This window comes from Nonlabens sp. (genome assembly GCF_047636915.1).
GTDB lineage: Bacteria > Bacteroidota > Bacteroidia > Flavobacteriales > Flavobacteriaceae > Nonlabens.
The window spans coordinates 14,869-39,362 of record NZ_JBLIGN010000007.1; the positions used below are offsets into that span (position 1 = coordinate 14,869).

The following is a 24,494-nucleotide window of genomic DNA, read 5'->3' on the forward strand; positions in this document are numbered from 1 at the left end:
CTTTATATCTTACCTTTTGTATAATTTTTAGAACTAAATAAATAAATAAGAGGCTTCCAAATAAAGATAATAGAATAATTGCAGTAGGCATTAAGCTACCTCCTTCAGGGTTAGGTCCATAAAATACCAAAAAAGCAAATATGATAGTTAAAGCCCAAAGTACATAGCGAAAATTATCTGCTTCATCCAAAAATTTCATAAAGGTAATATTTTTAAAAGTTACTCAGGGGAAAACAAAAGTATCGTATTTATTAACTTTATTTTAATATTTGAGTAAGTTTTTTAATAATTCTTTTAACTTTTTAATTGGCAAGTAATTATCTTCCAGTCCTTTTTCAAATGGAATCGGTGTATCGATACTTCCTAGTCTCATCACAGGAGCGTCTAAGTATTCAAAACACTCTTCACTTATAAACGCTGCTATGTCACTTATGACACTACCAGTTAAGTTATCTTCTGTCAATAATAAAACTTTCCCTGTTTTCTTTACAGATTTGATTATCGACTCTTTGTCTAATGGGACTAAACTTCTTAAATCTATAAGGTCTACATCTAAGTTTTCTTGTTCTAATAATTTTTTAGCCCAGTGAACGCCCGCACCAAATGTAATTATAGAAGCCATAGTACCTTCCATTATTAGTAAGGATTTCCCTAACTCGATATTGTAATAACCATCTGGCACATGATCATAAACAGAACGGTACAAGGCTTTATGTTCAAAAAATAATACAGGATTTGGATCTTCTATAGAGGCGATTAATAAGCCTTTAGCGTCTGCAGGAGAAGAAGGATATACGATTTTAAGTCCTGGAACCGTGTAAAACCAGGATTCATTAGACTGCGAGTGAAAAGGCCCTGCTCCTACACCTGCACCACAAGGCATCCTTATAACTACGTCTGCTTTTTGATTCCAGCGGTAATAGGATTTTGCTAGGTAATTTACAATGGGATTAAAACCACTACTCACAAAATCTGCAAATTGCATTTCTACTACCGCTTTCATACCAGCAATACTCAATCCCATCGCTGCTTCTACGATGGCACTTTCACAAATAGGGGTGTTTCTCACGCGACCTCGACCGTATTTCTCTAAAAATCCATCGGTTATTTTAAAAACGCCACCGTATTCGGCGATGTCCTGCCCCATAATTATTAAATCATCGAAGCTGTCCATTGCTTCTTCCAGTCCGTCCTTTATGGCGTCTACGACTCGTATTTTTTGAGTAGAACTCTGAGGTTCAACGCGATGATGAGTATGTGGAGCAAAGACATCTTCCAGTTCTTGTTCTGGTGTTGATTGAGGAAGTGCTTTTGCGAAAGCAATATCTAAACCATCATTGATCTCCTGCTTGAACTGCTTGTTCCAGTTCTCTATATCACTGCTAGATATCAGATTTTCTTCTAACAAAAACTGCTCAAAACGCGATAAAGGGTCGCGCTGTTCCCAGTAATCTAACAGATCTTCTGGAACATATTTTGTACCGCTGGCCTCCTCATGTCCACGCCTTCTAAACGTCTTGAATTCAATCAATACAGGGTGCGGATTCTCGCGCATATCATTTAAAATCATTGAAATCTTTGTGTACACCTCTATAATATTGTTACCATCGATGATGTGAGATTCCATACCATAACCCAAAGCACGATCTGCAAGGTTTTCACAATTGTACTGTTCTGAAGTAGGAGTACTCAGACCGTAACCATTATTTTCTATACAAAAAAGTACCGGCAAACTCCAGACACTAGCAACATTTAGTGCCTCATGAAAATCTCCCTCACTCGTGCCACCTTCACCAGTGAAAACTGCTGTAGCTCTACTGGTATTTTTGAGCTTTTGCGCTAGTGCAATCCCATCTGCAACTCCTAGTTGCGGTCCAAGATGCGAGATCATACCAATAATTTTATACTCTTGTGTACCAAAGTGGAAACTGCGGTCACGACCTTTTGTAAAACCATCTGCTTTTCCCTGCCATTGTGCAAAAAGTTTCCACAAAGGAATCTCACGAGCAGTAAAAACTCCTAAATTTCTATGCATAGGCATGATATACTCTTCCCTTTGCATTGCAGCAGTCACCCCTATTGATATGGCTTCCTGACCTATACCAGAGAACCATTTAGAAATACGGCCTTGACGTAGGAGAATAAGCATCTTGTCTTCTATCAATCTAGGCAAAAGCATTTTTTTATATAAACCTATCAGTACCTCATTATCTAAGGTGTTTTGGAATAGATTTTTTAAATCTGTAGGGTTTGTATCTGTCATGATTTTATACTGTGCTTCAAATGTACTATAATCTACTTAGCCACTTAAACGATATAGTTAAATACTAGTTGTCATTTACTAACTTTGTATCAACAATTATTTTTCATGAAACAACCACTTTTAGTAATTTTTTTACTTTTCACATTAACTGGCCATAGTCAGAAAAAAGCAGCAGATTCGATTCCTTTTCAAAAAGAAATCCCGTTTAAATTTACCTCTTTAATAGTGCCTACAGGTCTTATCACCTATGGTATATTAGGAATTAAAAACGATCCTATAAAACAATGGGATGTAGATATAAGAACTAGATTGCAACCAGATAGGGCTAAAATCTCTATTGATGACTATGTGTTATACTTACCTATCGCTGCTGTATACGGTTTAAACTTATCAGGAATAGAGGGAAGAAACAATTTACTTGATAGGACTGTGATTTTAGGAACTTCCACTTTGTTTATGTATGCTAGTGTCAACTTAATTAAGAATAATACGAACATAAGAAGACCTAGTGGCAGGTCACAAAGCAGCTTCCCTTCTGGTCATACAGCGATTTCTTTTATGGCAGCAGAGTTTCTTCATCAAGAATACGGTCACGTATCGCCATGGTATAGCATTACTGGTTATGCGGTTGCTGCAACGACAGGGTTTTTGCGTGTTTATAATGATAAACATTGGTTTAGTGATGTAGCGGCTGGCGCTGGAATAGGTATTCTATCTGCAAAAATGGCTTACTGGCTGCATCCTTTAATAAAGAACGTTATCTTTAAAAACAGGACGAAAAAGCGAGAATCTCGTGTACAGCTAAATGTAGCACCACTTTATACAGGTAGCGAGTTGTTGTTAGCAGCTTCCATAAATTTTTGAATCAACTATATCTGACCTGGATGACTCGTAGGTAATGATTAAAGAATAAATTGCAGCTATTTGATAAAAAAATATTTTGACCATCAACCCTTTTATAATTCTTATAACAGTACAGAAGTTTATTTTTAGTTAATTTACCATTCCATAATTTGCCGACAATGATTTTAAAAACAGAAATAATACATTTATTACCATGACTAATATCCCAAGTGTAGACCTAGCCGACTTTTTAAGCAAAGACCCTAAGAAAAAAGAAAAATTTATCAGTGAGATAGGCGCTGCTTATGAAGGCATAGGTTTTGTAGCATTAAAAAACCACTTCTTGTCTGACGAACTGGTAGAACAGCTCTATACGGAAGTAGAGAAATTCTTTCAACTTCCTAAGGCAACTAAAGTAGGTTATGAACGTCCCGAATTAGGAGGTCAGCGTGGTTATGTATCCTTCGGAAAGGAGCATGCAAAAGGTAAGAAGGAAGGTGATTTAAAGGAATTCTGGCACTTTGGCCAGGAGGTTGATCCAGATGCCAATTTGGAAGAGGTTTATCCGGATAACGTTGTTGTTAAGGAACTTCCTGAATTCAACAACACTGGAATGCAAGCGTATAAAATGCTAGAAAAAACAGGCATTTACGTATTGAGGGCTTTATCTCTTCATATCGGATTGAAAGAAAATTATTTTGACCACTGGGCTAGTAACGGAAATTCTATATTAAGACCTATTCATTACCCACCCATTACAAGTGAGCCTGATAATGCTGTACGTGCAGGAGCACATGGAGACATCAACCTCATTACCTTATTAATGGGAGCTAGTGCTCCAGGATTACAAGTTCAAAACCGAGCTGGCGAGTGGCTCGATGCCATCGCTCAAGAAGATGAGCTGGTCATCAATGTGGGTGATATGCTACAACGACATACCAATAACAAACTAAAATCTACTATTCATAGAGTGGTCAATCCACCAAGGGAATTGTGGCACACCAGCCGCTACTCTATTCCTTTTTTCCTGCATCCCCGCAGCGATATGAAACTGGACTGTCTCGATGAATGCGTTGATAAAGAACATCCAAAACAGCACGAAGACATTACTGCTGGAGACTTTTTACACCAGCGACTCGTCGAAATAGGTTTGATTAAGAAGTAGTTAAAAAATAAATATCGATTGGGTCGTCACACTATGTAACGCATACCTAATAAATAAAAGAATAAAATATTTTCATTCTAGAAATTAAAGTATATCAAAGTCTGCTGGTCGTTTTCTAGCGGGCTTTTTTGTTTCTATGTATCTTAAGTATAATTAGGACAGTATGAACTTCAAGCTTCCCAAAAAAAAAGTTAGCAATAGCTTCGTTTTGCATACTTATATTATGAAGCATACCTAAAATAACTAAATCCAAAAAACGAATTTGCTGGGAGTAATTACATTACAAAATACCCTGGAGTTAGATTCATCGCTATAAAAACACGACACTATATTTATCTATAATTTGTGTACTGATTTTTTCCTCTTGCTCAAAAACCTGCCTATAATTAAAAACAAATCTGCCCAACAGATTACCAAATACTGAAAGATATTTCATTCGGCTTTTAAGGAACTACAAAAAATGAACCTTTACCCTTTTAAAGAGGCAAAATCTCATGGAAAGCATCATTACCCGATGGTATTCGTTCCTGCAGGTGTTCATAATGTGAATAATAAAAGAAAAGAAGGAAAATATATAAACGACCATCTAAAAAAAGGGTTACGTGTCGTTGCAATGGATTATCGATAAAAAAGGAATGCTACTGATTACGAAGGAATTGACTAACGTATTAAACTTTCTCAAAGCAACTAATAATAATTTGAATTTGAGCCATATCATCATTGCTGGTTTTTCTGCTGTGGTAGATATTGCTAAACTGCGAACGTATCTCAAAATAATTTTGAATTTCCCAATCAACTAAATAAACGATGAAGCATCACAGGTATTATCAACTTTTCAAGTCCAGTAGATGGAGTAGATGTAATGGAGAAGATTTTTTCAGGCAATGAGAATTAATTCGTAAGTAAAAAAGAAGAAATACTATCAACAGACCAAAACGCTTATGAATCAAAAGAGAACATAGCTATTTAGGAGCCATGACTTACTTTGACAAAAACAATCTTTAGTATGTTTATGATACTTGGAAAGGATAAGCAGGTGCCACTGCACACTTTTTAAAAGATACATTCCTTTTTTTTGTCACCTATAGAGATGTTGTCCTGTTTCTACCTAAAGGACAACACGATTTGAACTAAAAGATGCTTATGTCGTTATATTTGCCTTTTTAGATAGTTTTAAAAATAAAAAACTCCTTAAAAAGAAAATGAAATGACTGAGGGTAATTTTCAGGAACACATAATTGAAGTAACTAAAAAATAATTCATTCGATAGCCATAGAACTTATTTCATGATGGACTATTGTTTTTAGATTTAAAAGATAGAATTACTAATGACCAACCTTGAAATAATACAAGAAAACAACGATTATATAGTCGTGAACAAAATGGCTGGGCTTATTAGTGAAAAAAGTCCGTACGAGAGCCGCACTATAGAGGATCAGGTGGTAAATCACCTTTTAAAAAATAAACGCAAGCCTTATATTGGAGTTATACATAGATTAGATCGCGTAACAAGTGGGGTATTGGTTTTTGCAAAAAAGAAAAGTATTCTTGTGGAGTTCAATGAGCTATTTAGTACGAGAAAAGTTCAGAAGACGTATTTGGCAATTGTTCAAAAAAAGCCACTAAAGAGCCGAAAAACCTTGACTAATTTTCTGGTAAAAAATAAGCTTGAAAAAAGAGCCGATATAGTACCTGTAAAATCTAAAGAATCCCTTGAATGCATCCTTTCTTATAAAGTTATAGGAGAAAACAATTTTGGCTATCTTTTAGAAATAAAACCTAAAACTGGTCGATTCCATCAAATAAGAGCCCAGTTAGCACATATGGAACTCCCCATTATAGGTGATGAAAAATATGGCTCTGATCAAGAATACTTTCCTCTATGCATTTGCCTGCATGCTTGGAAATTAACGTATCAAGTCACTAGATCTAATGAATTTAAAACCTATGAAGCGCCTGTACCAAAAAACGATTTTTGGAAGTTTACAAAATTCTAAAGTTATATCTATAAAACAGTATATACCCTAATTTATATAAGACTTCGTAAAAAAATATGCTGTATCACCTTTATAAACAATCAAAAGCCAGTGCAACCTTAAAGGTTAAAACCACTTCTATTCTTGTTCTAATAAGATGGCTTCTACTAGGCTCAAATAGTACCGAACTTTGCAAGGGATACAAATAAACGTTTAGAAATAAGGCTTACAAAATTTGTTGGGTTTTATCCAATCCTAATTAGAAAACACTTATAAGTTGATAAACCTGCTACCTCATCGCTTTCGCGAAATCATAAAATCATATTTCTCCTGCTTATAGCTATCAGGAACCGTCTTATAACAGTTACGTAATAAAGACTTTAGACAGCTATATCGCACAAGTCAATTCTTAAAAGCATGCTAATAAAGTTAATAAAATCATGATAGTAGCATACTTCAGATCAATTATCCTAGCTTTAGGATTAAATCATAAATAGAATTGAAAAAAATACTTATACAACTAGAATTATTTCTAAAAGGCTCGAGCTTTGATCGAGGTATTAGAATTGGAGTTGGAATTACGGTACCCTTTGCGGTGCTTTATTTTTTAGGTTTTTTTGAATATGCTCCAGCTGTCGTTGTAGGTGCTTTTTTAAATGCGCCAGGCGATATTCCGGGAAGTTTCAAACGTAAGGTCAATGCCATATTAGTCAGTATAGGATTAACGATGCTTATTACAGCGATCATCCTGTTTTCAAAACCATACCTGCCCCTTTTATTATTGGCTCTTGGGGTCATTACATTTGTTGTGTCATTACTTTCGGTTTATGGGTTTAGAGCGTCATTGGTTTCCTTCTCTGGCTTGTTAGCTATGGTTATCGCATTTGCCATACAGAAAGAAACAGCGCAGGAGATTTTGGTTCAGGTTGCATTAATGGGCGTTGGTGGTCTTTGGTATTTGGTCGTCTCCTTTATTTTTCAAAAACTTGCCCCTATAAAAGAGCAAAACCAACTGCTGTCAGATACGCTTCTACTTATAGGTGAGTATCTAAAATTACGGGCCAAATTATTAACACAGAAAACCAAGCGTAACGAACGCCTGAAACAAACCTTTGTTCTTCAACATCAAATCAACGAAAAACACGAGACCTTGCGAGAATCATTGCTTACCGCAAGGAAACGCTCCGGGCGTTCTCGATACGAAGAAAAACAATTATTGATATTGCTTTCCTCTATCAATATCTTCGAATTAATAGAGGCCAAGCATTTGGATTATGATATGATGGATGACATTTTTGGAAATCGAAAAGAGTTTCTAAAAGCCTCCCAAAACTTAAATAAAATTATGGGCAACCATCTCATACGCTTGTCCGAATTATTGATTCAAAATGATAAAATACCAGATCGAGCAACTCTATTAGATGCGTTATCAAAAACCTACGAATCCATATCAAATTACATAGATACCGTACAGTTACCTGAGGCGCGTGAAGGTGCTTTGGTATTAAAGAATCTATACGATTATCAAGAACAAATACTGGAAGAGATCAGAACGATTAGACGGGTAATGGCAAATGTGCAAGAGGCATCTAAAGTTTCTTTAAAAAGGGAAGATTCAAGTCAATTCCTAACGCTGCAGGAATACCGGCTGAATGTATTAATTCAAAATTTCAGTCTGAAAGCAACTATGTTTAGGCATTCGTTACGCCTGGCTATTGCTATTGTGTTTGCTTATTTGTTAGGTTTTGTTTTGGACATCCAGAACACCTATTGGATTTTGCTTACCATTATTGTTATTATGCGACCTAGCTATGGACTTACTAAAGAACGCTCCAAAGATCGCATCATAGGCACACTAATTGGCGCTGCTGTTGCTGTTGGTATAGTTCTGATTACACAAAACGTAGTGGTCTATGCGGCGCTGGCGATTGTCTCGTTGATATTAGCATTTGCATTGATACAACAAAATTATAAATCCGCTGCCGCGCTCATTACCATCAGTATTATTTTTGTGTATTCCTTTATCAATCCCGATGCCTTTGAAGTGATTCAATATCGTGTTATCGATACGGTTATAGGTTCAACAATCGCCGTGGTGGCTAATTATTTGCTGTTGCCCAGCTGGGAAGTTGACAACCTTAAACAAGTGCTTCTTAACGCTTTAAAAATGAACAAAAGCTATGTTTTAGCAACACAAAAGTTGTATCAAGATCCTTCCTTGAACCAGCTCTCCTATAATGTAGCAAGAAAAGAAGCTTTTCTTGCCATTAGTAATTTAAATGCAGCATTCCAGCGACTTACCCAAGATCCAAAATCAAAACAGAGAAAATTTCAACTGATTTATGAAATTGTGACCCTGAACCAAACCATGATTTCTGCCATTGCATCCATTGGTAATTTTATCAGTAATCATAAAACCACTCCTGCTTCTATAGAATTTAATATACTCATCAAAAAAATTTCAAATACGCTACAGATCTCGTTTGATAGTTTAGAACATGTTCAAATTAAGAAAAAAATCACCGAAGAAACCGCTGAAGATGCTCAAGAGAAATTGATGGACAAATACCAGCAATTATCAAATTTGCGGGATAAAAATATCGATCAAGGTAACACCGAATTAGATACCGAAACGCTTCATGCGCTTCAGGAAGCCTATTTAATTGCTAATCATATGGCTTGGTTAAAATCTCTTTCAGAAAATTTAAAGAAGGCAACTGAACGCTATCGCTACTCTATTATTAACGGATCGTGCGACTAATTAGCTTTCATAAAAACCCAAAAGCCTTACACTGCCATTTATATAATTCGATCTCTTATTTTTAACTGAAAGATGATGAACCCTTTTTGAGGTATCTATGTATGCTACCCTCCATTTATGAAAAAATAAAGAGCTTTTGATAGGTCGACAGCACCAACTACTCTGTGGAGTTTTAAAGGGTGATCTGTTATTCGTTTACATAATTGCTCTCGTACACTACAGTTTGGCGTACCAGAAGCCTGAAAACTTAAATTTGAAGGAAACTCCGATTTTAGATAAACAATTGAGTTCGATCACAATAGTAGATTGTAAAATGAAAAGGAGTAAAATTAAGCCTTATCTCATCTCAACTCTAGTATCTTGCATACATAAACCATTATTATGAAATTGAACTTGTTGTCTTGTGATGCTCAAAGACCTGATAAAAGAGCTATAGCAAAGTGTATTGCAGAAGTTTCCTCTAACATGAATGACTCCTTGTCTAACGAACTCACAGATATACTCTTAGAAGGAGATGCTGTAGATATTATGGTAGATGATAAAAATTCTGGATCTGCTTTAAGAGCGTTAAGGAAATTAGATATTGACTATGAAATTATAGAGTGAACCCAATTGAAGTTTAAAGCTGGAAATGTGGCATTTATTTTCACCTCATCATCCTTAAATCATAAAACCTGAGGTATTGATACGCCTCTTATCAGCCTAACCGATAAGGAACCATAGATGTTTAACCTTGTTTAAAAACAGAACCTTTAGCGGTTTCCAAGTCCTAAAACTAGGACAGGTATAAAAACTAATTTAGTAAGATTAAGAGTGATTTTTTTCTCGCTTTCGCGAAAGCGGAACAACAGCCATGTCTACGCTTCTATTTCAAATGACTCAACACAAAATCTATCGTAAGATTTGTGTTCAGTTGTTGATCAAAACTTATCGCATTATGTCTCGCTGGTACAACAAGATTTAACGACTTCATCTTTTCAATAATAGGATTATATTCTAGAGAGCATTTTCCTAAGAGCATGTTTTCCATAATGCCATTTTTTTTATAGATGTCATAGACTTTCTTAAGACCGGAAAGGTACACCGCATCTTTTGTAAAACCGCCACCGCGATGAATGCGCAAAGTGATGTTAAAAGCACGTTCCCTATCGAGTTTGTATTGGTTGTGAATCAAGTCAAATGTATCTGTAAAAGAATAGCCTTTGATTAAGGAATCTGTTGCGATGACACGATAAGCGAGTTCTTTTAATCTTGTTAAAGTGAGATTACCGCTCATATATTCTGACATAACGGCAAGTCCTTCTTGAGTCTCTACATTATTAGGGAATCCATTTCCGAAAATATGTAACGGCTGTTCTATGGCGTTAAAAGTAGTTACTAAGTGCACTCCTATTTCGTGATGTGCCAGTACGTTTAACTCATGTTGAGAATACTTATGTCCTTTTTTTAAAATAAGCGTTCTATCCTTATTAGAAACCATTGCGGCAGCACTCATCGCACTGCTTGTTTTGATTGTAAAATCAAAATCGTATGACTCACGGTATTTCCTAAAAAAGGCTTCGGCTTCATAAGTGCTGAGTACCTCGTCGTATTGAGGCGCTACCACTTTTTCTTCTTTAAAATTAAGGATGAACTTAGCATTCTCTACCATCTTCTCTGTCGGAGTTCCAAAAAAGCGCAAACTGTTGTAGTAAAACTTACTATTGGGTTCTCTTATAGTCTCTATACATTGAACCAAGCCGCTATACGTGTAAATAATATCTTTGTACAACGACCTGATATCTTCATCTTCAATACGCTCTAACCGCTGACTAAAAAACATGCGATGCAATTTATAGGGCTTGAATTGAAGCTTGCGGTACTTGAAATTGGGCTCGTATGTATATTTAGATTTAAAAAATTCTTTACGTTCTTGGGCGATATTCAACGGATTGATATATGCTAGAAGTTCTAGGTTCTTTACAATTCTATGAATGTTTGCATCAATATCCAGTACATCTTGATACTTATGTAAGTCTATATTTCTATGTTTATTCAAGGTGGTGTCTGTCATAAAATCGGTGCGCGTGCGCTTTGATATAATACTTAAAAAGATCCTGAACCGATTGCACGACTTCTGGAAATATCCTTCCCGTTGTCTCATTACAATAGATTTTTGAAATCTCAGTAGCAAGAACTAAAGTGTTTAATGAATTTGAGGTAATGTACTTTAAGAAATACCCATTTCCTTGAAAAACATCGTTAATAGTGCAGGTTACTTTCTGGTCTATAGGTAACGACATGCTGTCTAATATATGTTGCCATTGCGTAATTATGGTGCGGTATTTATCTTGATCTACCTGGCTAGTTCCTATGTTAAATACAGGCACTTCTCTATCCCAGCGTTTCCAGTTATAAGAATGCATATCATAAAAAATAGTACTCCCGAACATTTCTTCTAACTTTACTAAAAGTGTTAAGACCACTTGGTAAAAGTTTTCATGCTTTTGCAATGCGCGATCTTTCTTTTTTTTGCTCAAGGGTTTTTTCCAGAGTGTTTTTCCCCATGCCGTTTCATAAATCGCAGTTTCTGGTGCTCTGTTCAAATCGTATTCAAACCTACTATCGTGGGCAATTAAAGTAATGGGCAGTCCAGAAATCATTTGGCCTGTATGAGGATCTTCTTCATACAACCGCTCGTGTTCTGTATGCCAGCAATTCTTCCATAGATCTTTTGAAAAATGATGCCCATTATGCACTGCAGCACACACATAAGGGACGTAATCGTCAATTTTAATAGAGAATGAATAATCCTCCAAAACAGCGTGAAAGGTTTCCTCTCTTTCTATGCGTTGTATAATTTCAAGAAGGGATAATTTAAGCATCTATAATGGTGCCTTTTAGTTTGTTGCGCCTTTCCAAAGCTTTGATCCTACCCTCTACTTCCTCCTCAAAGAAATCCACTACCTTTTCTTGCACTTTTGTTTTTGAAGTGCGATTGATCTGAGTGATTCCACCTGGAGACATAACGTTTACTTCTACTAACATGCCACTAATAACATCAATACCGACAAAGTACAAACCGTCTTTAACCAGTTTAGGACCTATTTTTTTACATAGATTTTTTTCTGCAGGAGTGAGTGTATGTTTTTTGAAAGTGCCGCCAGCACTTATATTAGAACGATGGTCTTCACTACCAGGAACCCGCTGTATGGCACCTATAGGTTTGCCATTTAATAATAAAATGCGTGCATCTCCTTTTTCAGCTCCTTCTATATAATCTTGTAGGATGACATAGTTTGTAGAACCATCCTTATTATCGATATAAAAATCCAACAATGAATTGACATTTCCCATGGCTGTTTTTTCTATCATGATCACACCGCTACCGCCAAAACCGTTTAATGGCTTCATGATCATCTTCTCTTTAGGATTTTCTTTGATCACAGTTTTTAAGTATTCCTTGTTTTTAGAAACATGGGTTACTGGAATAATCTCGTTATTTGGATCATCAAAACAGGCGGTATAAAGTTTATTATTTGCTTCTCGCAATCCTTCTATATCGTTGACTATAAAAACATCATCCTTAACAGAGTCTAGAAAATTTAACGCAATTGGATCCAATGGCGGGTTTGCCCTCATCATAATAACATCAAAACCTGCAAGAGGTAACATTTTTTCCTTAAGCTCTGCGTTTTTATAGAAAGATTTCATTTGTGCGGGTACCTTATCCTTTTTCATAATCACCTTAGAAAATGCATAAGCGATACTATTTCTTATGGTAAGGTTTGCGGGTGCCGCTATTGCTACTTTGTGACCACGCTTTACACATTCATGTATTAGTGTAAGGGTCGAATCTTTCTCTGGGACAATTTCTTCCCATGGATACATGATAAAACAAACATTCATGACTTCAATTTTTGAATTGATTTTAGAATGCAAAATAAGAAGATTTTTTAAAGAAAAGTATTAAGTTTTTATATTAATTATCAAGGAATTCGAGGAACAGTTTTAGCTTACGCGAAAGCAAAATACTATCAAGTTGCCTTTTCAAAGTATGCATAAAAATATCATCAACTTTTTAAGCCGGATAGATTATTATTTTTAAATGTCTGCCACTCTGCATAAATCCAGACCCATTTATCATTTAAAGGACAAGAACGTTCCTTATGGTCTTATTTTATGTACAGCAACCACCTGCAGTATTACCAGTTCTTGAATATGTATCAGGAATACCTACTGCGTGTATGATAAAGTTAGATAGCTTAGTAAGAACCACAAGATCGTTTCGGCCAAAATCAACAATTGAACTGGCAACAGACGGTCCTATGGTATCCACATATAAACTGTGACAAGCATTATAAATTTGCATACATCTGGTACTACCATCAATTAGATAGATCATAAGATGCTCATGAACAGAAACCTTTCTAACAGATCGTTGAGAAATTGTGGTCAGGTAATTTAAGGCCGCCATAAACACCACTAAAACCTACGGGCTGGCTTAATTACTGCAGCTCATGCATCTGGAGTAACCTTCCTGTCCCTTTTTGGAAAGTGCCAGCAACCCTTAGAAGTGAGTCCATCAATAAAACTCACTTTTCTATCAAACGAAACACGAATACAGCAAATAGGAACTTTGGAACCGAGGAAAACGGTGCCAACGCTCAGATAGTTGGGCACTGTTATCCATTCGGCGTTAGCTGATTAGGAAGTTACTTCATCGATATGATCATCCCAATCTTTTACCTTAGGCTTACCAAATTTGCCTAGACTTTTTGCTACCACAGAGGCAACAGTAGCATCTCCAGTAACATTTACCGTAGTGCGCAACATATCCAACGGTCTATCGACAGCAAATATTAATGCGAGCGCAAGGGGAAGTTGGTCGTCTGGAAAATCAACCGATTTTAATACAATAACGAGCATTACCATGCCCGCGCCAGGAACCGCTGCAGAACCTATGGATGCTATAAGAGCAGTAAGGATGATGGTGATTTGATTGCTAAATTCTAAACCTTCTGGCCAGAGTACTTGCATGATAAATACTGCAGCAACAGCTTGGTATAAACTTGTTCCATCCATATTGATAGTTGCTCCCACTGGAAGTACAAAGCTAGAGACATCTTTCTCAACACCCATGTGTTCTTCTACTCGTTCCATAGTAACTGGTAAGGTCGCAGCACTGGAACTTGTAGAAAATGCTAAGAGTTGGGCAGGCGCAATTTGTTTTAAAAACCACAAAGGCGATTTTTTTACATAAACAGCAAAAATCAAACAATAGAAAGCAATCATAATGACAAGTCCTAATACTACTACACCAGCATATTTAAGTAAAGCAAGTAGTATTTCAGGATCTTCAGCAGTTACTACAACAGTGGCTAACAAGGCGAAAACTGCAAATGGTGCGCTCAGCATAATCAGGTCAACCATTTTCAAAACAACATCGTTTAGACTGTCAAAAAAGTCCTTCAACGGCTTTGCTCTCTTCTCTCCTACCAACAGCATAGAAATACCTAAAAATAGGGCAAAGAAAATCACTTGAAGCATTAAGGAGTTATCACTCATTGCCGAAACTGCATTGTCTGGAACCATATCAACCAAAAATTGTAAAGGTCCTTGATCTTCTTGTAGAGAAGCTGTTTGTTGTGTTTTAGCAATTTTTTCATTAGTGCTATATGCAGCACTAATACGTTGTTTGGTTTCTTCAGGTAAACCTACGCCAGGTTTCAATAAGTTAACCAGACCCAAACCGATAACGATGGCTACCACTGTCGTACCTATATAGATAATTATAGTACGGATTCCCATTTTTTTAAATCTTGCAATATCTTTAAGATCAGAAATACCTTTTATCAACGAAGCTAAAATTAAAGGTATTGCTATAAGCTTTAATAGATTTACAAAGATGGTACCCAGCGGTTCTACCCAATCTCCGACGAAACTTTTTCCCCAATCAAATTGCATCATTGCAAATCCAAAAAGGATTCCCGAAACCATTCCTATTAATATTTGCCAGTGTAATGCTAATTTCTTCATGTAAATCTGTCTTCTTTTGATCTAAGGTGTGTAATATAAGTAAACTTTTTGTGGTGGTATAACTTTCTATTTTCAAAAATAAAATGGAATTTCTTACCCACTTGATTCCGTATCAAATAGGCAATTTATCTCATGTATAGTAACGGCTTAACTATCTGTTTTCTAAAAAGTATTACGGACCAACCGACCGCAAAATAAGTGATATCATAAGTCATGTCTTAGGACGTCATGCCAGAGTATCTATTTTTAGCATCATAATCTGTATTTTAATGGGCTACATCACTTTTAAACTTGATAAAAACCAATGTATAAAATCAAGTGCCACTTCTATAATTTTAGAGATTTCCATGATAAACAATAAGATTTCATACATCTGATTTGATACTATGGCTCCCAAATCGACCCATTGATTGTCAAAAACTTTATCCGATTTAAATCCTGAAAATAAGCTTGTCTAAAAAAGCAAGAAACATAAAATAAATAGCACTAGGACCTGATAAATTTACAGCTATAGAGAACAACATCTTCAACTTATGCTCGAGATAGGATAATAGAGCCATAAAACATGGAAATAATACTGTCTTACCTAATTAAATTAGCACGTACCGTCCTCTGCTGATATAAACAAGCTGGAACGAATAGTTTACCGTCGTTTACAATTTTGACGTACGCGCTCTTAAAAAATGATCGGCTAGAACGAGTGCTGTCATGGCTTCTACAATCACTACAGCTCTAGGAACCACACAGGGATCGTGTCTTCCTTTTCCTTGCATTTCTACCAGTTCGCCTTTGGCATTTATAGTTTCTTGAGATTGCATGATAGTAGCCACTGGCTTAAAAGCCACTCTAAAATAAATATCCATACCATTAGAAATCCCTCCTTGAATTCCACCACTTAAATTGGTTTTTGTAGTTCCATCTGCCTGGTATAGATCATTATGATCACTCCCTTTGAGTTGGGTGCCCGCAAAACCACTTCCGTATTCAAAACCTTTTACGGCGTTTATGGAGAGCATTGCTTTTCCTAAATCTGCATGGAGTTTATCAAATACGGGTTCTCCCAATCCTGCAGGTAGTCCTTGTACAACGCAAGATATAGTTCCTCCTATAGTGTCCCCTTCTTTTCTTGTTTGAATGATTTTTTGTTCCATCGCTTTCGCAAAAGCGATATCAGGACAACGCACCATATTATTTTCAATCTCTGAGAAATCGAGTTCTTGGTAAGGTTTATCTATAAAAAGATCACCCACACTGCTGGTATAAGCCGTTACTTTTATTTGAGAAAGAAACTGCTTTGCAATAGCTCCTGCTACTACTCTACTGGCTGTTTCACGCGCACTACTGCGACCACCGCCTCGGTAATCACGATGGCCGTATTTATCATCGTAAACTTTATCCGCATGGCTAGGTCTGTATGTTTCCTTTATATGCGAATAGTCATTTGATTTTTGATTTTCATTAACGATTTGAAAACCTATAGGAGTTCCGGTCGTTTTTCCTTCAAAAATTCCAGAATAAAACTGCACGGTATCACTTTCTTTGCGCTGGGTAACAATTTTACTTTGACCTGGCTTACGTCTATCCAGATCAGATTGTACTGCACTTAGATTTATTTCTATTCCTGCTGGACATCCATCAACAACGCCACCTATAGCTGTGCCGTGAGATTCTCCATAAGTTGTAACGGTAAATTGCTTACCAAAGGTATTTCCTGCCATAGTAACAAAGATAGTATATGGATCCCATTTGCCTTGTTCTGAGCTATAGATTTTACTAATTAACATGTTTTATATTAAATTCTATACATACCATTGTGGGGCGATTGCACACCCAAACCTGCAGTGCTTACATCACTAAATGCAACTGCGATAAGTAAGCTTGTTCTGATACCTTGGGTAAGCTACCTAGGATGGAGAGATTTATAAATCAGACTTCTACCACATAAGGAGCACAACAGGAACAACTTCATACAGCAGTTATAAAAAAACGACTGTTTGGTATGGTGATAGGACAAATTGATCGGATCTGTATAAATCAATCATTATACCATAATACAATGATTCAAATTAATTTAAATTCCAATATATTTGAAACTTAAGAAAACAGCCATGATAAAAAAATTAGCCTTTGCCATTTGCCTTATTTCCATAGTTTCTTGTGATCCTAGCGATGATGATGGTAATAATGTCACTAACAACAACTTTAGTTACTTGCCTCTTAACACAAACAACAGTTGGGATTACGACGTAAAAATTGGCGCAGATTCCTCTGTAGAAGGTTTAACCGTATCTTCTGTCTCTGGAAATGAGTATACCTTAACAGCAAATCCAAATCCGCCATCGGGTATCATGACGGGTATTTTAAGCAGTGGTACTTTAAGAGCGACCGCTGGAAAATTAATAGGTAACGGTACCGTTGATTTTGGAATACAAGGATTAGACAACCTCACTTTAGAGATTACTGATGGAATTCTGTACGATCAAAATGCAAATCCAGATACAGAGCTGTACACTACTAGTGGCACGTCCACCCAAATCATACAGGCATATGACTTAGATATCAGTTATGAAATAACTACGGTACAACTCGCTAGCGTAGCACAAATGAATGTAAACGGTACTAATTACACAGACGTGATCCATTCACAGCTTATTATCAATGCTGCTATTGGAACTGTTATTTTAGTACCCATTCCTTTGTTAAGCGCGCAAGACGTTATCGTTATTGATAACTACTGGGCAAAAGACGTAGGACTGATAAAATCTGATACTCAGTTGGATTATACACTAGAAGACCTTTCGTTTTTAGGAGCAGTACTTCCTGTACCTCAGAGTGCAAGTATTCTAACAGAGCAAGATTTGACTGCTTATAGCATCAACTAAACTATAAGGGTTACTACCTGTAAAGCTTCCTTGGATAAGGAAGCTTTTATTTGTCCTGATATAACTAAGAGTGAACGAATCAATATCATAATGACTTTCTTACAGCATCGAGATGCAACGGCAGTTCCTTTATTCGATCTGTTCGAGTTGTTCTCCTAACCAAGCAGAATTTTTAAAAATAAGCCAAATCAAGATCCTTAAAACCATAACTATTTATAGAAAAAAGCACCTATTCTTTTAATGCAAATTAGTTGTCATCCATATCATAAAGGCTCTTTTAAAAATAGGCCTTTTAACCTTCTTGTTTTACCTCTGTTGCAATTTAAAATGAAAAGCTTGTAAATCTTCTCGTTTAATGTTAGGAGCTGCTCCGTATGCTACTTGATCTCTTCAATCACACTCCCACAAGTCAACATCGCATCTCCGTAATACGGATTCTTTATATCCTTTTCGATACTCAACCACACAGCACCTTTGTTGTTGTTAGCCATAGGGCATTTCTGAACATATATGGGACTTGCTCCTTCCACATTCATTGCGATAACTACCATGTTCTCATTAAGTACAACAAAATAATCTCGCTGGTTTTCTAGGTCTTCATTTTGTGCAATAGCATCGAGCATTTCAATACTTTTCTCAATATGAGATTGCTCCATTTGTCCCAGGCTTCGTATAGCTGCGCCCTTTAAATATTTAGATGTCGCTTTAGCAAAAGCGGAAACCTGCTTTGAATCACTAACTACAAAGGCATCTTTCATTTGCAAATAAGATTGTAGAACCTTTTTAAAGTCCTTCTGAAAACTCTCTGAGAATTTCATTTTCATTTTAGACAAGGGCACCTCAGGTACCTCTTGCTTCCCTTGGTTCATCATGGACTTTTTACCTTGTAATTGAGCCGCTGCATCCACCGTAAACGTACCGTTGGTAACAATCTCATCACCATTTTGAAGACCGTCAGTAATTGTATAATTTTCACCAATACGCCTACCAATGCTCACCTTACGCATTTCAAAAATAGGTTCGTTGGGATTTGTTTTAATGTAAACCAAAGAGCGTTCTCCAGTCCACATCACAGCACTTGCAGGAACAGTAAGTGATGCATCATTACTGTTTATTTCTCCTTTCAATTTGCCAGTAACAAACATTCCCGGCTTAAAAACACCCTCTGTATTTTTAAGTGTTGCTCTTAGGGTAAGCGTACGAGTAGCATTGTTAAGCATGGGATCTATAAAAGATAGGGTGGCATCAAATTCCTTATTGGTATATGCGTTGGTGGTTACTTTTATTTGTTGTCCTACTTTAAGTCTAGCTATTTGACTTTCATAAGCATCAAACTCTGCCCAAACCGAATTCAAGTTATTTAGTTTTAAAATAGGTTGTCCTTGTTTTAAATAATCGCCTTCTGCAGCCATGACTTGTGCCACTGTTCCTGAAACCGTTGCGTAAAGCGGGAAATCTTCTCTTACCTTCCCTGAAGACTCTACATCGTTAATTTGACTTTCTGAGAGTTTCCAATTCTTCAATTTATTTCTTACCGCTAAATACAATTCTGGTTGAGATTCTTTTAAAGAAGCTGCTGTAATTAATTCTTGTTGAGCTGCTACCAGTTGAGGTGCATATATCGTGGCTAATAATTGTCCCCGACTCACTTGCTGGCCCTCGTAACTTATATTCAATTGTTCCAAACGACCGTCAAAATAAATGGACTGAACAGCGTTGTTTTCTTCGTTTGTTGCAATCGTTCCAGACAGCGATATCATTCCATATTCATTAGACGCTACACCATTACCCAAAATTGTAGTTTGAATATTAGCGAGTGCCATGGCGTTTTTGGTCATTTTGATTTCATTTGCCGCAAGACCCTCCGCACTTGATTGTGCTGGAATAAGCTCCATACCGCAAATAGGGCAATCTCCTGGCTCTGAAGTCATAATTTGCGAGTGCATAGAGCAGGTCCACATTTGTTTTATAGTTTCACTAGAATGATCGTGGATATCAGACACCTCTGTACTTGAACTTCTCTCAGTACTATCATTTCCAAATAGGAGCCAACCGGCCAACAGGCCCGCGATTAGTGCAATTCCTATATATATAATTTTATTTTTCATAATTTTTAATTTTCATGGTCAGCACAAACCTGCGCCAGGGATTGAGGTGGCATCCTTTTTTTTGACTTTTTAGGCATAAAAAAGATAGAGCCGAAAGCGCGCCCGGACGCCCAAATACTGCTAGTTATTATCTTCACTTTGTCATTATATTCCATAAATGTGCTTTTATGAATTCCTTATATTGTCCAATTCTATTTTTTAATTTTTCTAATCGTAGGGGAACTGGTAAACCAGAGTAAAAATCCACTTAACACTGTAATTAATCCCAATAGAGAAAATACTCTAAGCACAATGGTATTAAAATCATCGCGTCCTTGATAGTCCATAGTATGCGTCATCCATAAAAAATCAAACCACCGCCAATCCCGATGACGAACAGTTTGAAAAGCTCCATTCTCTATAGCTACGTAAGCTTTAAGGTTTTCATCGGTCTTGTAGGAGATCTCATAAGCCGGCAATGGACTGCCGCGGTACTCGTGATGATCATCTACGCTTACAATACGTTGTATGTGATCCAACTCTAAGTCTGAAAGCATATAGCGCTCTGCTACTTTGATGGCCTCATCTGCGGTTAGTTCTATTTTCTTTGCTCCTGTACGGGCATTGTAAAGTACTGTTTCATTAATCCAGTAATAGGGTGAATTTGCAATATCTAGTAATTCCAACGACTGAATAGGCTCTTGGATATTCAACTCAGAGCTTCCCAACAAATCTAAAAATGCAGTTTGATTTGGTACTTCCTTTTTAAATTGGTCGCCATGTATCTCATCAATATCTGTCCAGCTGAAATACATACCACTAATGGTCCACATTAAAAACTGAATACCCAGAAAGATACCTAAATACCGATGTGCTTTTCTAATCTTAAGCGCTGTTTTTCTGTTTACCATGTTACTTAACTTCAAATGGAAATTCAACACTGATCTTTTCCCAACTCAAAGTTATTATACCTGAGTTGTCGCTGTTCTTAGTTACTTTGTATTCTAAATGTTCCTGAATATCTTCGTTCGTTTTGGGTGTGATCGCAAATCGCAATACATCCTCTTTTTCATCATATTCATCCTTGCCGTGTTGGTCCCAGTTGCTATTGAAAATAAGAGTCCATTCTTTCTCATTAGGAATTACAAAAAAACCATATTTACCTGCTTTCAGCTCCTTACCGGCTATGCTTATATTTTTATTGGTCTCCATCCACGTTGCTTGGTGCGCGCCTGCCTGCCAAACCACATCATAAGGAAGTAATCCTCCAAAAACAATACGGTTGCGAACTCCCGGTGATGAATAGTCAAAATGGATGTGTGCATCACCTATCATAGCCATCGCACTGGTATGCGGACTCAATGGTTTTTTCTTGACAGGCTCAGCTTTGGTAGTTTCTTGCTGCGTTACTTGGTTATCTTGTGCAAGGTCCTCCTTCTTTGAGGTTTCTTTGCAAGCACTCATTAGTACAAGGCTTAGAAGAATGATGGTGTATTTCATTATACGTATAGATTAGTTAATTGATTTTGATTTGAGTCTTAAGGCATTTGCAATAACTGAAACAGAGCTAAAACTCATCGCTAGCGCTGCAATCATAGGCGATAATAGTATTCCGAAAAAAGGAAATAATACCCCAGCGGCTACAGGTACACCCAATGTGTTATAAATCAGTGCAAAAAACAAGTTTTGCTTGATATTCTTCATCACTACATGGCTTAAGTTTTTTGCTTTTAGGATCCCTTGTAAATCACCTTTTACTAAGGTAATCATAGCACTTTCTATGGCAACATCAGTTCCTGTTCCCATCGCAATCCCTACGTCACTTTTTGCAAGTGCCGGTGCATCGTTGATACCGTCACCTGCCATGGCAACCACTTTACCTTGTTCTTGTAATTTAGTGACTTCTCGGAGCTTGTCTTCTGGTAACATACCTGCTTTAAAATCGGCTAGGTGGAGTTCGCTGGCGACCGCTTGAGCCGTATCGTGATTGTCACCAGTGAGCATGATCACCGCAATACCTTTTTCTTGCAGCTCTTTGATAGCCGTAGCGCTGGTTGCTTTGATTTTATCACCTATGACCACATATCCAGACACCACAGCGTCTATCGCCAGGTAAGAAACGGTCTTCCCTTGTTTCTGAAAGGACTGTACCTCAGTTTCCATTTCAGATGTTATGGAAGCTTTTGCGTATTCCATCATTTTGGCATTTCCTAAAGCCAGCTTTTTACCCTCAAGGCTTCCTTCGACTCCTTTACCGGTAACTGCGCTAAAGTTTTCAGTTTTTAAGAGTTCGATTCTCTGCTGCTTAGCATATTTCACAGTAGCTTCAGCAAGCGGATGCTCGCTGGAACTGTTGAGGGATGCTATAAGTTGGGTTATTTTGTCACTATAGCTATCGGGACAATCTCCAAAGACCCCTATTTTCTCCACCGTTGGTTTCCCTTCGGTAATGGTTCCTGTTTTATCAATGATCAAGGTATCTACCTCATCCATTTTCTCAAGGGCTTCTGCATTTTTAATCAACACTCCATTTTGTGCCCCTTTACCTACTCCTACCATAACAGACATAGGTGTCGCCAATCCTAGCGCACAAGGACAGGCGATAATCAGCACTGCAATAGCATTGACTAAGGCATATACATAGGCTGGTTCTGGACCCCAAATCGCCCAAATAACAAAAGTGACCAGTGAAATTACTACCACTACAGGAACAAAATATCCAGAAACAGTATCGGCTAATTTTTGAATAGGTGCACGACTGCGACTGGCATCATTTACCATTTTTATGATTTGAGAAAGCAAGGTGTCACTTCCTACTTTTTCGGCTTTCATCAAAAAGGATTGGTTGCCGTTAATGGTACCACTAGTGACTTTGTCGTCCTTAGCTTTGTCCATGGGAATAGGTTCTCCAGAGATCATGGATTCATCCACCGTAGTTTTTCCTTCGGTAATTACACCATCCACAGGGATTTTATCGCCTGGCTTCACCCTTAGCATATCCTCTTTTTGAATTTGGTCAATGGATACCTCTTCTTCATTTCCATCCACAACACGCACTGCTTTATTAGGTGCGAGCTTTAATAATTCCTTGACTGCAGAGTTGGTTTTGCTATGCGCACGCGCTTCCAATACCTGACCCATTAATACTAAGGTCAGAATCACGGTAGCGGCTTCAAAATAAACGTGCACTGCTCCTGATGCTGTTTTAAACTGCTCTGGGAAAAAGTCTGGAAACAACATTCCAAAAACACTGAATAACCAAGCCACACTAGCACCTATACCAATAAGGGTAAACATATTAAGATTCCATGTCTTTATACTTCTATAGGCACGTTCAAAGAACATCCAAGTCGCATAGAACACGACAGGAATGGAGAGGTCAAATTGGATCCAGTTCCACCATTTTTGTTCCATCACCTCATAGAGCGGATTGTCAGGAATCATCTCGCTCATCGCGATCAAGAAAATGGGCAAGGTCAACCCAAGTGCGATCCAGAATTTCTTCAATAACTTTTGATAGGTCTTCTCTTCTGCAGAACTATCTGGCTGCATTGGGACTAATTCCATCCCGCAAATAGGACAAGCTCCAGGCTCGTCTTTTATGATCTCTGAATGCATGGAACAAGTCCACTGTTCGCTTGTTGTGACCGATAAATTTTGTTCTTCTACAAGATCCATCCCACAAACCGGACAGTCGCTTGACTTGCTATAGGTTTTATCAGCCTCACAGTGCATGGGACAATAGAAAGTTCCGGTTCCTTTAGTTCCCGTGGAGGCCGAAACCTCATCTGGTTGATCAACTACATCTGGTTGACCCACAAATTTATGAATGGAATAGCTACCGCCATCATCTTGAAGTGCTTTTTGAAAAGTCTCTATAGGAATATGCGATTCCATTTCAATGGCAGCTTCTGCCTTTTCTAAATTCACAGAAATATGAATCACAGCATCCACTTTAGAAAGCGTCTGCTCGACGTGACTGCGGCAACCATTGCAGGTCATTCCGTGTATGTGAAAGGTGTGTTTCATTGGAATATTCTTTTGTCTTTAAGATACTAAAATATCCTGTTTAAACAGCATGTTTTGTTCCAGTTAAGGTTGATGTTAACCCAATTTAGTCAAAGGCATGCTGTTCCTAATTTCAGTGTTTCAGTAAGTAGTCCTAGACATCCTTGTAAGGGATTTGAATTGTTTTACTAGAGGAACACTGTTTTTATAATAAGTTTACAGGTAGCTATTTTATTGGTGGGTATGACCGTTTGCGGTATGCTCTTCATTTTTTATAAGTGTCATTCCACAGGAATCGCAGGTACCCTCTTTTTCACTGCCGCTGTCTTTACAATGCATAGGACATACGTAAGCAGAAGTGTATTCATTTCCTTGATCATCTTCGGTTGCTGGTTTTGTCTCTGCCTCGTTTTCTTTACAAGACACCATTGAAATAGTCGCCATGATAAGCATTGCTCCTAAGATTGATTTTAAATTTTTCATAGTTTTTG

At 37.3% G+C, this 24,494-nt stretch carries 19 protein-coding genes; 7 read left to right on the plus strand and 12 right to left on the minus strand.

The window, feature by feature from the left end:
• Positions 1-262: 262 nt before the first annotated feature.
• The gene (locus ACJAT0_RS02280) at positions 263-2,263 is read right to left on the minus strand and encodes a thiamine pyrophosphate-dependent enzyme (protein ID WP_415180339.1); all 2,001 of its coding nucleotides are present in this window, start codon (positions 2,261-2,263) and stop codon (positions 263-265) included.
• Between the two features lie 105 nt (positions 2,264-2,368).
• On the opposite strand from ACJAT0_RS02280, the gene ACJAT0_RS02285 reads away from it, so the two are divergent.
• The 6 genes from ACJAT0_RS02285 to ACJAT0_RS02310 all read left to right on the plus strand — a co-directional run bounded on the left by ACJAT0_RS02285 (position 2,369) and on the right by ACJAT0_RS02310 (position 9,614).
• Positions 2,369-3,127 (plus strand): phosphatase PAP2 family protein, encoded by a 759-nt coding sequence (locus tag ACJAT0_RS02285; RefSeq protein ID WP_415180340.1) that lies wholly within the window; start codon positions 2,369-2,371, stop codon positions 3,125-3,127.
• A 193-nt stretch (positions 3,128-3,320) separates the two neighbouring features.
• Positions 3,321-4,271 (plus strand): isopenicillin N synthase family dioxygenase, encoded by a 951-nt coding sequence (locus ACJAT0_RS02290; protein ID WP_415180341.1) that lies wholly within the window; start codon positions 3,321-3,323, stop codon positions 4,269-4,271.
• Between the two features lie 460 nt (positions 4,272-4,731).
• The gene (locus ACJAT0_RS02295) at positions 4,732-4,899 is read left to right on the plus strand and encodes a hypothetical protein (RefSeq protein ID WP_415180342.1); all 168 of its coding nucleotides are present in this window, start codon (positions 4,732-4,734) and stop codon (positions 4,897-4,899) included.
• Between the two features lie 700 nt (positions 4,900-5,599).
• Complete coding sequence (locus tag ACJAT0_RS02300) at positions 5,600-6,268, plus strand: RluA family pseudouridine synthase (protein WP_374002276.1); 669 nt, start codon at positions 5,600-5,602, stop codon at positions 6,266-6,268.
• A 478-nt stretch (positions 6,269-6,746) separates the two neighbouring features.
• The gene (locus ACJAT0_RS02305) at positions 6,747-9,008 is read left to right on the plus strand and encodes an FUSC family membrane protein (RefSeq protein ID WP_415180343.1); all 2,262 of its coding nucleotides are present in this window, start codon (positions 6,747-6,749) and stop codon (positions 9,006-9,008) included.
• A 381-nt stretch (positions 9,009-9,389) separates the two neighbouring features.
• Positions 9,390-9,614: a hypothetical protein gene (locus ACJAT0_RS02310; RefSeq protein ID WP_374002278.1), complete on the plus strand. Its 225-nt coding sequence runs from the start codon at positions 9,390-9,392 to the stop codon at positions 9,612-9,614.
• A 259-nt stretch (positions 9,615-9,873) separates the two neighbouring features.
• Here ACJAT0_RS02310 and ACJAT0_RS02315 read toward each other — a convergent pair whose 3' ends face one another.
• The 6 genes from ACJAT0_RS02315 to aroC all read right to left on the minus strand — a co-directional run bounded on the left by ACJAT0_RS02315 (position 9,874) and on the right by aroC (position 16,744).
• Positions 9,874-11,061 carry a flavohemoglobin expression-modulating QEGLA motif protein gene (locus ACJAT0_RS02315; RefSeq protein ID WP_415180344.1) on the minus strand — a complete coding sequence of 396 codons (1,188 nt, stop codon included), beginning with the start codon at positions 11,059-11,061 and terminating at the stop codon, positions 9,874-9,876.
• Positions 11,039-11,872, minus strand: coding sequence for an N-formylglutamate amidohydrolase (locus ACJAT0_RS02320; protein WP_415180345.1), 834 nt, complete (start codon positions 11,870-11,872; stop codon positions 11,039-11,041). The genes ACJAT0_RS02315 and ACJAT0_RS02320 overlap by 23 nt, the downstream gene beginning before the upstream one ends.
• Positions 11,865-12,896 carry a glutathione synthase gene (gshB, locus tag ACJAT0_RS02325; protein ID WP_374002282.1) on the minus strand — a complete coding sequence of 344 codons (1,032 nt, stop codon included), beginning with the start codon at positions 12,894-12,896 and terminating at the stop codon, positions 11,865-11,867. Before gshB ends, ACJAT0_RS02320 begins: the two co-directional genes overlap by 8 nt.
• Positions 12,897-13,167: 271 nt before the next feature.
• Entirely contained in the window at positions 13,168-13,464 is a 297-nt protein-coding gene (locus tag ACJAT0_RS02330) for a hypothetical protein (RefSeq protein WP_415180346.1), read from the minus strand.
• A gap of 230 nt (positions 13,465-13,694) precedes the next feature.
• Positions 13,695-15,026: a dicarboxylate/amino acid:cation symporter gene (locus ACJAT0_RS02335; RefSeq protein ID WP_415180347.1), complete on the minus strand. Its 1,332-nt coding sequence runs from the start codon at positions 15,024-15,026 to the stop codon at positions 13,695-13,697.
• A gap of 653 nt (positions 15,027-15,679) precedes the next feature.
• Positions 15,680-16,744 (minus strand): chorismate synthase, encoded by a 1,065-nt coding sequence (gene aroC / locus ACJAT0_RS02340; protein WP_374003621.1) that lies wholly within the window; start codon positions 16,742-16,744, stop codon positions 15,680-15,682.
• A gap of 390 nt (positions 16,745-17,134) precedes the next feature.
• Here aroC and ACJAT0_RS02345 point away from each other — a divergent pair, with 390 nt between their 5' ends.
• A complete protein-coding gene (locus ACJAT0_RS02345; RefSeq protein WP_415180348.1) occupies positions 17,135-17,908 on the plus strand; it encodes a chorismate synthase in 774 nt (257 codons plus the stop codon).
• A gap of 377 nt (positions 17,909-18,285) precedes the next feature.
• Here the strand turns inward: ACJAT0_RS02345 and ACJAT0_RS02350 are convergent, their stop codons facing one another.
• The 5 genes from ACJAT0_RS02350 to ACJAT0_RS02370 form a co-directional block, all read right to left on the minus strand.
• Entirely contained in the window at positions 18,286-20,016 is a 1,731-nt protein-coding gene (locus tag ACJAT0_RS02350) for an efflux RND transporter periplasmic adaptor subunit (protein ID WP_415180349.1), read from the minus strand.
• A 191-nt stretch (positions 20,017-20,207) separates the two neighbouring features.
• Positions 20,208-20,906 carry a PepSY domain-containing protein gene (locus tag ACJAT0_RS02355; RefSeq protein ID WP_415180350.1) on the minus strand — a complete coding sequence of 233 codons (699 nt, stop codon included), beginning with the start codon at positions 20,904-20,906 and terminating at the stop codon, positions 20,208-20,210.
• 1 nt (position 20,907) lies between these two features.
• Positions 20,908-21,495 (minus strand): DUF2911 domain-containing protein, encoded by a 588-nt coding sequence (locus ACJAT0_RS02360; RefSeq protein ID WP_415180351.1) that lies wholly within the window; start codon positions 21,493-21,495, stop codon positions 20,908-20,910.
• Between the two features lie 12 nt (positions 21,496-21,507).
• Positions 21,508-24,024, minus strand: a complete 2,517-nt coding sequence (locus ACJAT0_RS02365) for a heavy metal translocating P-type ATPase (protein ID WP_415180352.1) — start codon at positions 24,022-24,024, stop codon at positions 21,508-21,510.
• A 210-nt stretch (positions 24,025-24,234) separates the two neighbouring features.
• Positions 24,235-24,486: a heavy metal-binding domain-containing protein gene (locus ACJAT0_RS02370; protein ID WP_415180353.1), complete on the minus strand. Its 252-nt coding sequence runs from the start codon at positions 24,484-24,486 to the stop codon at positions 24,235-24,237.
• Between the last annotated feature and the right edge of the window lie 8 nt (positions 24,487-24,494).

Bases quoted from the DNA above. Each gene is read 5' to 3' on its own strand.
- ACJAT0_RS02280 (WP_415180339.1), bottom strand. From the start codon at position 2,263: ATGACAGATACAAACCCTACAGATTTAAAAAATCTATTCCAAAACACC.
- ACJAT0_RS02285 (WP_415180340.1), top strand. From the start codon at position 2,369: ATGAAACAACCACTTTTAGTAATTTTTTTACTTTTCACATTAACTGGC.
- ACJAT0_RS02290 (WP_415180341.1), top strand. From the start codon at position 3,321: ATGACTAATATCCCAAGTGTAGACCTAGCCGACTTTTTAAGCAAAGAC.
- ACJAT0_RS02295 (WP_415180342.1), top strand. From the start codon at position 4,732: ATGAACCTTTACCCTTTTAAAGAGGCAAAATCTCATGGAAAGCATCAT.
- ACJAT0_RS02300 (WP_374002276.1), top strand. From the start codon at position 5,600: ATGACCAACCTTGAAATAATACAAGAAAACAACGATTATATAGTCGTG.
- ACJAT0_RS02310 (WP_374002278.1), top strand. From the start codon at position 9,390: ATGAAATTGAACTTGTTGTCTTGTGATGCTCAAAGACCTGATAAAAGA.
- ACJAT0_RS02315 (WP_415180344.1), bottom strand. From the start codon at position 11,061: ATGACAGACACCACCTTGAATAAACATAGAAATATAGACTTACATAAG.
- ACJAT0_RS02320 (WP_415180345.1), bottom strand. From the start codon at position 11,872: ATGCTTAAATTATCCCTTCTTGAAATTATACAACGCATAGAAAGAGAG.
- gshB (WP_374002282.1), bottom strand. From the start codon at position 12,896: ATGAATGTTTGTTTTATCATGTATCCATGGGAAGAAATTGTCCCAGAG.
- ACJAT0_RS02330 (WP_415180346.1), bottom strand. From the start codon at position 13,464: ATGGCGGCCTTAAATTACCTGACCACAATTTCTCAACGATCTGTTAGA.
- ACJAT0_RS02335 (WP_415180347.1), bottom strand. From the start codon at position 15,026: ATGAAGAAATTAGCATTACACTGGCAAATATTAATAGGAATGGTTTCG.
- aroC (WP_374003621.1), bottom strand. From the start codon at position 16,744: ATGGCAGGAAATACCTTTGGTAAGCAATTTACCGTTACAACTTATGGA.
- ACJAT0_RS02345 (WP_415180348.1), top strand. From the start codon at position 17,135: ATGATAAAAAAATTAGCCTTTGCCATTTGCCTTATTTCCATAGTTTCT.
- ACJAT0_RS02350 (WP_415180349.1), bottom strand. From the start codon at position 20,016: ATGAAAAATAAAATTATATATATAGGAATTGCACTAATCGCGGGCCTG.
- ACJAT0_RS02355 (WP_415180350.1), bottom strand. From the start codon at position 20,906: ATGGTAAACAGAAAAACAGCGCTTAAGATTAGAAAAGCACATCGGTAT.
- ACJAT0_RS02360 (WP_415180351.1), bottom strand. From the start codon at position 21,495: ATGAAATACACCATCATTCTTCTAAGCCTTGTACTAATGAGTGCTTGC.
- ACJAT0_RS02365 (WP_415180352.1), bottom strand. From the start codon at position 24,024: ATGAAACACACCTTTCACATACACGGAATGACCTGCAATGGTTGCCGC.
- ACJAT0_RS02370 (WP_415180353.1), bottom strand. From the start codon at position 24,486: ATGAAAAATTTAAAATCAATCTTAGGAGCAATGCTTATCATGGCGACT.